Genomic DNA, 12,523 nt, shown 5'->3' with positions numbered 1-12,523 from the left:
CACTTTTCCAGCGATAAATCAGCAAAACCGCCTTTTCTGTGGAACAGATCACTATCGCCACTCGCCTTTCCACTTCGAAGTGGAAAACAACTCGCTACAAACTTTTTACCTCCGCCGTTAGTTTTAACCCAGAGCCATTAACGGGGTAAGACGAGTGAATAACGGAGCAGTAATGAACGACATGGGGGAACAGGTGGCGCAGACGGCGGCACTGGCCGATCGCATGCTGGCGCAGGTGTACGCATTACTGCGTGAACATCACATCATTCCCAACGCCGTACAGGAACAAATGCTGACGTCTCATGTTCGCGCCATGGCGCACCGGTCAGTGACCGGCGAGCCTTTGCCTGAAGTGGAAGCCAGTTTATTTGATGAAATATCCGCCGAATCAATGGCGCTTGCCCGCGACGTGGTGGCGGCGTTTGGCAATCTTCCCGAGGAAGAAGCCTGGCTGCTGTCGGTCCACTTCGAAGTCGCGAAAGACAATCTTTAAGGAGCAAATAATGGAACAAATTACCGTTGTGATTGGCGATCGTCTGGGAAAAGGCCAGAAAGTGGCGGCAGGCGTCGAGAAAGCGGGCGGCCGTGCGGTAGTGGTGCCGGGCGTGGCGGCGGATATGAAGCTGGGGGACGTTATGAAAGCGGAAAATGCTACCTTCGGCATCTCTTTCTGCGGCAGCGGCGGCGCAGGTGCGATCACCGCGCAAAATAAACATGGCTATAAAGCCAAATACGGGATGCGCTCAGTGGATGAAGGCGTAACGGCGATTAACGAAGGCTGCAACGTGCTGGGTTTCGGCTTTATGGATAAAGAAGAGCTTGGCGAACGTCTGGTGCAGGCCTGGCAGAAAAAGTACGGCGCCTGAGTATGAGAGAACAATTCACCACCACGGTGAGAGTCTCCGGGAAAGGCGAAGCCAAAGCGCGCGCCTTTGCCGATGCCCTGAACCACGTTCAGGCTGCGGTCATGAAGGCATCGCCGCATATTTTACTGCGTATTGAGCCACAGGATGTGCAGGTTGTTCAGGCGCGTGAATCGGTACGAAAAGAAGCGTTTCTGTTCTTCTTTTTGCGCCGCGAAAGGCGGACGTACAGCGTGGAGCTGGACGTGACCGTCAACGTGACAGCCATCAATCTGGACAAGGTGGATTTTGTCTCGCAACGCTGATTCTTGTTAAAAAGGCATAACTATGTTCCTGATAATTTTAATAAAATCGCTCATCATCGGCGGCCTGGTCGGCGTAGGTGTGGGTGCCGGGGCTGCACGCATGTTTCATGCGCCTACCACACAGGGGATGGGCGCATTTCGTACGTTGGGGGAACTGAACTCCTGCGAAGGGGATCCGGCTTCTCACTTCTCCTTCGGCCTGGGCTTCTTCTTCAACGCCTGGGCGTCCTCCGTGGCGGCGGGGGCGTTCACTCAGGACGTCGATCACCGCATTATACCGAACTGGGGCGCGGCGGCGTTGATGCTCAAAAACCGCAACGTGGGTGAAACGCTGCACGATCCGAAAAAGATGGCGATTGCCTGCGGCATCATCGGCATGATCGTGGTGACCTTCCTGAATCTCACCGCCTCCTCGGTGCCGGAAGCCTTGCAGGTCACCGCTGTGAAAGTGCTGGTGCCTGCGGCAAACCTGCTGGTCAACACCGTGATGCCGGTGATCTTCTGGTTGGCGGCGATCGACGCCGGTAAGAAATCCGGTTTCTGGGCGACCGTTTTCGGCGGCGCGGCGCAGCTGATTATGGGGAACGCCGTTCCGGGGCTGGTGCTTGGTATTCTGATCGGCAAGGGCGTCGAAGAGAGCGGCTGGAACCACGTCACCAAAGTCATGATGGCCGCCATTGTGCTGCTGTTTGTCCTGAGCGGCTTCTTCCGCGGCTTCGATATGAAGCTGATCGAATCCTTCCACATGACCGTGCCGAACTGGCTCGAACTGATCCACAACTCGCTTAGCGGCAAATAACGGAGGCCACAATGGAACAGAATAAAGGTTTTTGGTTTGCCGACTGGTCGTTTCCGATCTTCGTTGGCCTGCTCTCTTCCGGCGTGTTTGCCGGGACGCACATGTACTACCTGTACGGTATCGGCGCGTTTAACGAAGTGGCTTTTGTGGCGATGCTGAAGGCGGGGATGGATACCGGCTCCTACGGCGCGGTTGCGGCGTTTGGCGCCAGCTTCCTGTTCGCCCGCATTATTGAAGGTTCGCTGGTAGGGATTCTGGATATCGGCGGGGCCATTCAGACTGGCGTTGGCCTGGGCGTTCCGGCGCTGCTGCTCGGCGCTGGCATTATTTTCCCGGTCGAGAACTTTATCGCCTCTCTGGTAACCGGTCTGGCGATTGGCCTGGCGATTGGTTACGTCATCATTCTGGCGCGTAAATTCACCATCAACCAGAGCGATTCGACCTACGGGGCGGACGTCATGATGGGGGCCGGTAACGCCTCTGGCCGTTTCCTGGGACCGTTGATTATTCTGAGCGCGATGACCGCCTCTATTCCGATTGGCGTGGGGTCGCTGCTGGGCGCGCTGTTGTTCTATATCTGGCAAAAACCGATCACCGGCGGCGCGATCCTCGGCGCCATGATTTTAGGCTCCATCTTCCCGATCGCGATCAGCTGATGACCGCCTCCAGGCCGGATAAGGCAGTGACGCCGCTATCCGGCACATCATCCCGGCGGGCGTAGAATCGCCCGCGCAAACAGGAGAGTGACATGTTTGATTTACTCCTGCGCCGTGCACGTCTGGTCGACGACACGGTATGCGATATCGCGATAAAGGACGGCAAAATTGCCGCGCTGGGCGAGATAAACGATCCGGCGGTGAAAACCGTCGACTTACGCGGCGAATGCTACGCCAGCGCCGGGTGGATTGACTCTCACGTTCACTGCTATCCGAAATCCCCCATTTATTATGACGAGCCAGACAGCGTCGGCATTGCAACCGGCGTGACCACCGTCGTGGATGCAGGCAGTACCGGTGCTGACGATATTGATGATTTCTACACCCTTACCCGCGACGCGGCGACGGAGGTGTATGCGCTGCTTAATATCTCCCGCGTCGGGCTGATTGCGCAAAATGAACTGGCGAACATGGCGAATATTGACGCCGACGCGGTAAAGCAGGCGGTGAAGCGTCACCCGGACTTTATCGTCGGCCTGAAAGCGCGCATGAGCAGCAGTGTGGTCGGTGAAAACGGCATCACCCCGCTGGCGCGCGCAAAAGCCATTCAGAAAGAGAACGGCGAACTGCCGCTGATGGTGCATATCGGCAATAACCCGCCGAATCTGGATGACATTGCCGGGCTACTGAGTGCCGGCGACATCATCACCCATTGCTACAACGGCAAACCTAACCGCATTCTGACGCCGGAAGGGGCGTTGCGCGCCTCGGTCACCCGGGCGATTCAGCGCGGCGTGCGGCTTGATGTCGGTCACGGTACCGCCAGCCTGAGCTTTGCGGTGGCGAAGCGCGCCATCAGCTTAGGCATTCTGCCGCACACCATCAGTTCGGACATTTATTGCCGCAACCGCATCAGCGGTCCGGTGCATTCGCTTGCCAACGTGATGTCGAAATTTCTTGCTATCGGCATGTCGCTGCCGCAGGTCATCGACTGTGTGACCGTTAATGCCGCCGAAGGGCTGCGTCTGAAAAATAAAGGTCGCCTCCTGCCGGGCCTGGACGCCGATCTCACCCTCTTTACGCTTCAACGCCAGCCCACCGTGCTGGTGGATGCTGAAAACGACAGCTTACAGGCTGAAATGCTGTTAGTGCCGCTTGCCGCGATTCGCGCGGGCAAGGGCTATATGACCGAACAAGGGAGCGCGGAACATGCCTTCAATTTTTGAGAAATACAATCTAAAACAAGTCATTAATACTTCGGGTCGCATGACGGCGCTGGGCGTTTCCACGCCGCGCCCGGAAGTTGTAGACGCGGCGATGGCCGGGATGAATCAGTACTTTGAAATGAAGGATCTGGTGAATAAAACCGGCGAGTACATTGCGAAACTGCTGGAGGTGGAAGGCGCGATGGTGGTCTCCTGCGCGTCAGCGGGCATTGCCCAGTCGGTGGCTGCTGTTCTGGTGCAGGACAGCGACTGGTTGCTGGAAAACCTCCACGTTACGCCCATAGAAAAGAACGAAATCGTGTTGCCGAAAGGCCATAACGTCAATTTCGGCGCGCCGGTCGGCACAATGGTGGCGCTCGGCGGCGGTAAGCTGGTGGAGGCTGGCTACGCCAACGAATGCTCCGCAGCCCAACTGGCGGCGGCGATTACGCCGCGTACTGCGGCTATCCTCTATATCAAGTCTCACCACTGCGTACAGAAAAGTATGCTCAGCGTCGAGCAGGCGGTGGTGGTGGCGCGCAAACACAATCTGCCGCTGATCGTCGATGCCGCAGCGGAAGAAGATTTGCAGTGCTACTACCGCGCCGGCGCTTCTCTGGTGATCTATAGCGGCGCGAAGGCCATTGAGGGTCCGACCAGCGGTCTGGTGATAGGCAAAACCCAGTATGTGGAATGGGTGAAACGTCAGACGGCGGGCATTGGTCGGGCGATGAAGGTCGGTAAAGAGGGCATCCTCGGCCTGACCTGCGCCATTGAGCTTTACCTGAACGCGCAAAAAGAGAGCGGGGCGGAAATGGTGGAAAAAATGACGCCGTTTATCGACACGCTGAACACCCTGAACGGCGTAAGCGCCCGCGTGGTGTGGGACAGCGCCGGACGCGACATCGCGCGCGCTGAGATTAAATTCGATGAAGCGGTGACCGGCATCGCGACCGGCGAACTGGTAGAGGCGCTCAAACAGGGCGAATACGCCATTTATTTCCGCGGGTACAAAGCCAACGAAGGGATTATTGAAGCAGATGTGCGCAGCGTAGACCGCGCGCAACTGGAGATTGTGGCGCGCCGTATTGGCGAGGTGATTAACCAGGAGAAAACAGCATGAAACTGACCCCTAATTTTTACCGCGATCGCGTTTGCCTGAACGTGTTGGCAGGCTCGAAGGATAACGCCCGTGAGATCTACGCGGCGGCGGAAGGACATGTGCTGGTCGGCGTGCTCTCTAAACATTACCCGGATGTCGACAGCGCCGTGGCTGATATGCGCGAGTATGCCCAACTGATCGATAACGCGCTGTCGGTAGGGCTTGGCGCGGGCGACCCGAACCAGTCGGCGATGGTGAGTGAGATCTCGCGTCAGGTGCAGCCGCAGCATGTCAATCAGGTTTTCACCGGCGTGGGGACCAGCCGCGCGCTGCTGGGGCAGGGCGAAACGGTGGTGAATGGACTGGTGTCGCCTACCGGCACGCCGGGAAAGGTGAAGATTTCTACCGGGCCGCTAAGCAGCCGCGCCGCTGACGGCATAGTTCCGGTCGAAACGGCCATTGCCCTGCTCAAGGATATGGGCGGCAGTTCCATCAAATACTTCCCGATGGGCGGCCTGAAATGCCGCGATGAATTTAAAGCGGTAGCGGAAGCCTGTGCGCGTTATGACTTCTGGCTGGAGCCGACGGGCGGTATAGATCTCGATAACTATGCCGAGATTTTGCAGATTGCGCTGGACGCGGGTGTGAGCAAAATCATTCCTCACATTTATAGTTCAATTATTGATAAGGTGAGCGGTAATACCCGTCCGGACGATGTGCGCCAGCTGCTGGCGCTCACCCGGACGTGCTTAGGCTAAAAAAACGAGGAGAGTGACGTGCGATTCCCCAACCAACGTTTAGCGCAACTGTTTGCGATGTTGCAAAACGAGACGCTGCCGCAGGATGAGCTGGCGCAGCGGTTGTCGGTCTCCACGCGTACTGTTCGTGCCGATATCACGGCGCTTAACGCTCTGCTGACCCAGCACGGCGCGCAGTTTATCCTCAGCCGGGGAAACGGTTATCAGCTCAGGATCGATGACCCGGCCAGTTTTCAGACCTTACAGGCGCAGCAGTCCAGCGCGCTACGCATTCCGCGCACCAGCCAGGAACGCGTGCATCATCTGATGGTGCGCTTTCTGACTTCCGCCTTTTCCATCAAGCTGGAAGATTTAGCTGATGAATGGTTTGTCAGTCGGGCGACCTTGCAAAACGACATGGCGGACGTGCGCGAATGGCTGCAGCGTTACCATTTGACGCTGGAAACCCGCCCGCGTCATGGCATGAAGCTGTTTGGCAGCGAGATGGCGATCCGCGCCTGTCTGACCGATCTGTTATGGACGCTGGTACAGCAGGATCCGGCGAATCCGCTGGTGATGGAAGAGGCGCTGTACGCAGGCGTGCCGTCGCAGTTGCAGCCTGTCCTTGAGGATATTTTTAACCGTTTTCACATTCGCCTGACCGACGAAGGCGAGCTGTTTTTACGCCTTTACTGTGCGGTGGCAGTGCGCCGCATCAGCGAAGGCTATCCGCTGTCGGAATTTGCCACCGAAGAAGTGGAAGAAAATGTCTGCCTGGCGGCGCGTGAGATTGCCGGTGTGATCCAGCATCTGGCGAATCACCCGCTTTCGGTGTCGGAAGAAAACTGGCTAAAAGTGCATATTGCCGCCCGCCAGGTGCAGGAGATTGCGCCGAGCGCGATCAACGCCGACGACGAAGAAGCGCTGGTGAATTACATCCTGCGTTTTATCAATAGCCAGTACAACTACAACTTGTTGAATGACAAGCAATTACATGCGGATCTGCTGACCCATATCAAAACGATGATCACCCGGGTGCGCTACCAGATCATGCTGCCGAATCCGCTGCTGGAAAACATCAAACAGCATTATCCAATGGCGTGGGACATGACGCTGGCGGCCGTCTCCAGTTGGGGGAAATACACGCCCTATAGCATCAGCGAAAATGAGATCGGTTTTTTGGTGCTGCATATTGGCGTAGGGCTTGAACGTAGTTACAACATTGGTTACCAGCGGCAGCCGAAGGTTCTGCTGGTCTGCGATGCGGGTAACGCGATGGTGCGGATGATTGAAGCGGTACTGGCACGCAAATATCCGCAGATTGAAATTGTCCGTACGCTGACGCTGCGCGACTACGAGCAGCGCGAAAGCATCGCCGAGGATTTTGTGATTGCCACCGCGCGGGTCGGTGAAAAAGACAAACCGGTCGTGCAGATTGCGCCGTTTCCCACCGACTATCAACTGGAGCAGATCGGCAAGCTGGTGTTGGTCGACCGTACCCGTCCGTGGATGTTGAACAAATACTTCGACGCCGCCCATTTCCGCATTATTGACGGTGAGATGGAAAGGCAGACGCTGTTTAAAACGCTGTGCGATCAGTTGCACCGTGAAGGCTTTGTCGATGCCGAATTTCTTGATTCGGTGGTCGAGCGTGAAGCCATTGTCAGTACCATGCTCGGCGACAGCATCGCGCTGCCCCACGCCCTCGGATTGCTGGCGAAAAAAACGGTGGTCTATACGGTGCTGGCGCCGCAGGGTATTGCCTGGGGAGATGAAACCGCGCACGTCATCTTTTTACTCGCCATCAGCAAAAGTGAATACGAAGAAGCGATGGCGATCTACGATATTTTCGTGACCTTCCTGCGCGAGCGCGCCATGACGCGCCTGTGCGCCTGCCAGAATTTCGCCGACTTTAAAGCGGTGGCGATGGAGTGCGTGAGCCGTTTTTGAGAGGTGTTTGTCCGCTGTTTCAGTATGTTGCGCAAATAAACAAGCCTGTTAACGCAGGTGATGCACAACCTGATTGCTGCTGCCGCGCCAGATAAGCGCCGGGTCTTTCAGATCCTGCACAAATTTGCCATCAACCAGCACGTTAATCAGATCCACTACCTGCATTTGCGCGGCGTTGAGCTCATCGAGCTTGTAGCCGGTCCACACCCAGATATCTTTTCCCGGACATTCAGCACGAATGCGCTGCACCAGTTTCAGGATATCCGGTACGTTTTGAGGATGCAGCGGATCGCCGCCGGAAAGCGAAATTCCCTGACGGTGAATACGCGTGTCGTTCAGATCGTTAACGATCTGGTCTTCCATCTCCTTGGTAAACGGTTTACCGGAATTCAGCCGCCAGGTGCTTTTGTTGTAGCAGCCGGGGCACTCGTGCACACAACCTGAAACAAACAATGTGCAACGGGTACCGGGGCCGTTGACGATGTCGACAGGGTAGTACTGGTGATAATTCATCTTCACTTCTCAATTGACGCCATTACTGCGTTGGCCGCGCTCGCTCACCCGGGTCACTTACGACTGTAAGCTCCCCGGGATTCACTGACTTTCCGCCTTGTCCTGACGCCAGTTGCTTTGCGAAAAGCGTCGCTCTGCCGGGCAATAATACTGCCTGCTTAACCGATCTGCCCGTTACCTAAATGCTTAACGCGGCGCTTCACTTCTTCCTGCTTACCGGCGTTAAACGGACGTGCGTCCGGACTGCCCAGGTAGCCGCAGACGCGGCGGGTGACGGAGACGCGGGCGGCGTCGTGGTTACCGCATTTCGGGCAGGTAAAGCCTTTGCTGGTACACTCGAACTCACCGGTAAAGCCGCATTCATAGCACTCGTCGATCGGCGTGTTGGTACCGTAGTACGGCACGTGCTGATAGCTGTAATCCCACACGTCTTCCAGCGCTTTCAGGTTGTGCTGAATGTTCGGGTACTCGCCATAGCAAATGAAGCCACCGCTCGCCAGCGGCGGGTAAGGCGCTTCGAAGTCGATCTTGTCGTACGGGTTCACCTTCTTCTCCACGTCGAGGTGGAAGCTGTTGGTGTAATAGCCTTTATCGGTTACGCCCGGCACCACGCCAAACTCGGCGGTATCCAGACGGCAGAAGCGGTCGCAGAGGTTTTCACTCGGCGTGCTGTACAGGCTAAAGCCGTAGCCGGTTTCGTCTTTCCACTGATCAACCGCCTGGCGCAGACGTTCGACAATCGCGATGCCTTTGGCGCGCAGTGTGTCGTTGTCGTACATGTGCTCGCTGCCGAACAGGGCGTTGATGGTTTCATGAATACCGATATACCCCAGCGAAATCGACGCGCGACCATTTTTGAAGATCTCTGCGACATCGTCGTCGGCTTTCAGACGCACACCACAGGCGCCTTCCATATACAGAATGGGCGCCACGCGCGCTTTCACGCCTTCCAGACGGGCGATACGGGTCATCAGCGCTTTACGCGCCAGCACCAGACGGTCATCCAGCAGTTTCCAGAACGTCGCTTCGTCGCCTTTCGCTTCCAGCGCGATGCGCGGCAGGTTCAGGCTGATTACGCCCAGGTTGTTGCGCCCATCGTGTACCTGTTCGCCGTTCTCGTTTTCCCAGACGCCGAGGAAGCTGCGGCAGCCCATCGGCGTTTTGAACGAACCGGTCACTTTCACGACCTGATCGTAATTCAGGATATCCGGGTACATGCGCTTACTCGCGCACTCCAGCGCCAACTGCTTAATGTCGTAGTTCGGATCGCCAAACTTGTGGTTCAGGCCGTCGCGAATGGCAAACACCAGTTTCGGGAACACGGCAGTCTTGCGGTTTTTGCCGAGACCCGCGATGCGGTTGCGCAGAATCGACTGCTGAATCAGTCGCGATTCCCAACTGGTGCCCAGCCCAAAGCCAAAGGTCACGAACGGCGTCTGACCGTTAGCGGTGTGCAGCGTGTTTACTTCGTATTCCAGAGACTGGAATGCGTCGTAGCACTCTTTTTCGGTACGCGAATGCGCGTAGCCGTCGGCATCCGGAATCTGCCACTCATCGGCAGTTTTACGGTGCTTATTGAAGCTGGCGGTGACAAACGGCGCCAGCACTTCATCAATACGGTTAATGGTCGTGCCGCCGTAAATATGGCTGGCGACCTGAGCGATAATTTGCGCGGTCACCGCCGTGGCGGTGGAGATGGACTTCGGCGGTTCGATCTCCGCGTTCCCCATTTTGAAGCCCTGAGTCAGCATGCCTTTCAGGTCGATCAGCATACAGTTGAACATCGGGAAGAACGGCGAGTAGTCCAGATCGTGGTAGTGGATATCACCCCGCTCGTGCGCCTGCACGACATCTCGCGGCAGCAGGTGCTGACGGGCGTAGTGTTTCGCCACGATACCGGCCAGCAGATCGCGCTGGGTCGGGATCACTTTGCTGTCTTTGTTGGCGTTTTCGTTAAGCAGCGCGGAGTTGGTTTGCTCCACCAGGCCGCGAATTTCCTGGTTCAGGCGGCCGCGCTTCTCGCGCTGGATATCGCGATCGTGGCGATACTCAATGTAGGCGCGCGCCAGCTGCTTATACGGACCGGACATCAGCTGGTTTTCAACCGCAGTCTGGATCTCATTGATATCGACCTGGCTACGCTCATTCATCTGGCTGCTAACGACTTCTGCGACGGTGGCGCAGTAATCTGCGTCATCGACTCCCGCTGCTTTAGCTGCACGCAGAATGGCTTCTTTGATGCGCTCTGATTTAAACGGCACTTTACAGCCATCTCGTTTCATCACATGCGGTGTCATGATCACTCCATATTTATAAGAACAGGTTATCCACAGAGGCTGGGGAAGCCGTGTTGGGCTTATTCATCTCTTTATCCAATGACTTCCCGCAATCCAGACCCATGTTATCCACAATTTTGCCCTCAGGCGGTGTTTTGTCGTTGTAGCAATTGTAGTCGATTAATACAACATGTTGGGTCGGCGTGCATTTTAAATTCTATATGTAGTGATTTGCATCAAAAGTGTTTGAACTTTTCTTGATGTAGCGCAAAGTAAAAACCAGAGCGTACAGATGACGGGCACTACGCGGTTTGTAAATTATTGCGAGAAAAATCTGATTAATTATTCAACGAAAACAGGAAGGTAAGGCGGGAGGCACATTCAGCCCGGGAATCCTTTCGCCGGGCAGGACAGAGGTATGGATTTACTTCCGCAACCACCAGACTGCTTCAAACGGGCGTAGCGTCATGGTTGTCGGCTGCGGCGAGACTTCCTCGTAGTTATGCATCAGGCATTGCCACTTACCGTGCCAGCGTTCTGGCTGCCAGGGCTGGCATTCACCGCTCAGGTTGGCGATCGCCAACAGCGTCTGGCCCTGCCATTCACGACGATAGCACCAGAGATGCGGGCTGTCGGGCAGCAGATCCTGATAGTCGCCCCAGGTCAATACTGGCTCTGCTTTACGCAGCGCGATCAGCCGCTGGTAGGTGTAGAACACAGAATTCGGATCGCCCACTGCCGCCGCCACGTTGATGTCGGCGTAATTATCGCAGGGCGCAATCCACGGTTCGCCGGTGGTAAACCCGGCATTTGGGCTATCGTCCCACTGCATCGGCGTGCGGCTGTTGTCGCGGGATTTACTCGCCAGGATCGCCAATAACTCATCCGCTTCGCGCCCTTGCGCGCGCAGCGCTGCAAACATATTGTGACTTTCCACATCGCGGTAGTCGATGATCTGCGAGAAGTGCGGATTGGTCATGCCTATCTCCTCGCCCTGGTAAATGTACGGCGTGCCCTGCATGCCGTGCAGTACCATCGCGAGCATTTTCGCCGCCGGAACGCGGTATTCGCCTTCATCGCCAAAACGCGAAACGATGCGCGGCTGATCGTGGTTACACCAGAACAGCGCGTTCCATGCCACGTTGTGCATTCCCTGCTGCCAGTGGCGGAACAGGGCTTTTAGCGCCACCATGTCCGGCTTCGCCAGCGTCCATTTTTCGCCGCCGGGATAATCCACCTTCAGATGATGAAAGTTAAAGGTCATCGACAGTTCGCTGCCGCTGAGTGACGCGTAGCGCTGGCAGTGTTCCAGGGTGGTGGAGGACATCTCGCCGACGGTCATCAGACCGCGCGGGGTGAACACGTCGCGGTTCATCTCATGCAGAAATTCATGGGCGCGCGGACCGTCAGTGTAGAAACGTCGACCGTCTCCGTCCAGGTCGTCAGGAAAGCGCGGGTCTTTGGAGATCAGGTTAACGACGTCCAGACGCAGGCCGTCTACGCCGCGATCCGCCCAGAACTCGCACACCTTTTTCAGTTCGGCGCGCACCGCCGGGTTCTCCCAGTTCAGGTCCGCCTGTTCCGGCGCGAACAGGTGCAGGTAATACTGTTCACTTTGCGCGTGCCAGCGCCAGGCGTTGCCGCCAAATTTGGAGCGCCAGTTATTCGGAGGCGCGTCAGGCGAGCCGTCGCGCCAGAGATAAAATTCGCGATACGGACTGTTTTTGTCCTGTGCGGCGTTAAACCACGGGTGCTGGGTGGAAGTATGGTTAAACACCATATCGAGGATGATACGGATGCCGCGCGCTTTGGCCTGGGCCACCAGTTCGTCGAAATCGTCAAGCGTGCCATAGGCCGGATCGATGGCGGTATAGTTGGCAACGTCGTAGCCATTATCTACCTGTGGGGAGATATAGAACGGCGTCAGCCAGAGGGCATCCACGCCCAGCTTTTGCAGGTAGTCGAGACGTCGGGTCACGCCGCGCAAATCGCCGGTGCCGCTTCCGGTGGTATCCTGAAAACTCTTTGGATAGATCTGGTAGATCACGCCGTTTTGCCACCAATGGGGAAGGGTAGTCATAGCAAATTCCTGGTTATGCGAGGGGGCGCAACTGCGC

At 56.6% G+C, this 12,523-nt stretch carries 12 protein-coding genes; 9 read left to right on the top strand and 3 right to left on the bottom strand.

Annotated elements, in window-relative coordinates:
- Positions 1-154: 154 nt before the first annotated feature.
- The 9 genes from APU02_RS18880 to APU02_RS18840 all read left to right on the top strand — a co-directional run bounded on the left by APU02_RS18880 (position 155) and on the right by APU02_RS18840 (position 7,617).
- The gene (locus tag APU02_RS18880) at positions 155-493 is read left to right on the top strand and encodes a glycine dehydrogenase (protein WP_060570912.1); all 339 of its coding nucleotides are present in this window, start codon (positions 155-157) and stop codon (positions 491-493) included.
- Between the two features lie 10 nt (positions 494-503).
- A complete protein-coding gene (locus tag APU02_RS18875; RefSeq protein ID WP_000435389.1) occupies positions 504-866 on the top strand; it encodes an SFCGS family glycine-rich protein in 363 nt (120 codons plus the stop codon).
- Between the two features lie 2 nt (positions 867-868).
- The gene (locus APU02_RS18870; protein ID WP_060570911.1) at positions 869-1,168 is read left to right on the top strand and encodes a DUF4312 family protein; all 300 of its coding nucleotides are present in this window, start codon (positions 869-871) and stop codon (positions 1,166-1,168) included.
- Positions 1,169-1,190: 22 nt separating this feature from the next.
- Positions 1,191-1,967 carry a DUF4311 domain-containing protein gene (locus APU02_RS18865; RefSeq protein WP_042289446.1) on the top strand — a complete coding sequence of 259 codons (777 nt, stop codon included), beginning with the start codon at positions 1,191-1,193 and terminating at the stop codon, positions 1,965-1,967.
- Between the two features lie 11 nt (positions 1,968-1,978).
- Positions 1,979-2,623: a DUF4310 family protein gene (locus APU02_RS18860; RefSeq protein WP_042289444.1), complete on the top strand. Its 645-nt coding sequence runs from the start codon at positions 1,979-1,981 to the stop codon at positions 2,621-2,623.
- A gap of 92 nt (positions 2,624-2,715) precedes the next feature.
- A complete protein-coding gene (locus tag APU02_RS18855) occupies positions 2,716-3,849 on the top strand; it encodes an amidohydrolase/deacetylase family metallohydrolase (RefSeq protein WP_060570910.1) in 1,134 nt (377 codons plus the stop codon).
- Positions 3,833-4,951 (top strand): DgaE family pyridoxal phosphate-dependent ammonia lyase, encoded by a 1,119-nt coding sequence (locus tag APU02_RS18850; RefSeq protein WP_060570909.1) that lies wholly within the window; start codon positions 3,833-3,835, stop codon positions 4,949-4,951. Before APU02_RS18855 ends, APU02_RS18850 begins: the two co-directional genes overlap by 17 nt.
- Positions 4,948-5,688: a KDGP aldolase family protein gene (locus APU02_RS18845; protein WP_042289437.1), complete on the top strand. Its 741-nt coding sequence runs from the start codon at positions 4,948-4,950 to the stop codon at positions 5,686-5,688. Before APU02_RS18850 ends, APU02_RS18845 begins: the two co-directional genes overlap by 4 nt.
- A gap of 18 nt (positions 5,689-5,706) precedes the next feature.
- Positions 5,707-7,617 (top strand): BglG family transcription antiterminator, encoded by a 1,911-nt coding sequence (locus APU02_RS18840; RefSeq protein ID WP_060570908.1) that lies wholly within the window; start codon positions 5,707-5,709, stop codon positions 7,615-7,617.
- A gap of 48 nt (positions 7,618-7,665) precedes the next feature.
- On the opposite strand, the gene nrdG is transcribed toward APU02_RS18840, so the two are convergent.
- From nrdG to treC, 3 genes are all read right to left on the bottom strand, one after another.
- Positions 7,666-8,130, bottom strand: coding sequence for an anaerobic ribonucleoside-triphosphate reductase-activating protein (gene nrdG, locus APU02_RS18835; RefSeq protein ID WP_042289432.1), 465 nt, complete (start codon positions 8,128-8,130; stop codon positions 7,666-7,668).
- A 158-nt stretch (positions 8,131-8,288) separates the two neighbouring features.
- Positions 8,289-10,427 (bottom strand): anaerobic ribonucleoside-triphosphate reductase, encoded by a 2,139-nt coding sequence (gene nrdD, locus APU02_RS18830; RefSeq protein ID WP_060570907.1) that lies wholly within the window; start codon positions 10,425-10,427, stop codon positions 8,289-8,291.
- A 403-nt stretch (positions 10,428-10,830) separates the two neighbouring features.
- Entirely contained in the window at positions 10,831-12,486 is a 1,656-nt protein-coding gene (treC, locus tag APU02_RS18820; protein ID WP_060570906.1) for an alpha,alpha-phosphotrehalase, read from the bottom strand.
- Positions 12,487-12,523 lie beyond the last annotated feature (37 nt).

Origin of the sequence: Citrobacter sp. 50677481 (genome assembly GCF_001463265.1) — a bacterium.
GTDB classification, from domain to species: Bacteria; Pseudomonadota; Gammaproteobacteria; order Enterobacterales; family Enterobacteriaceae; genus Citrobacter_A; species Citrobacter_A sedlakii.
Note: the sequence above shows the minus strand (reverse complement) of the source record. Positions and strands in the feature narration are given on the sequence as shown.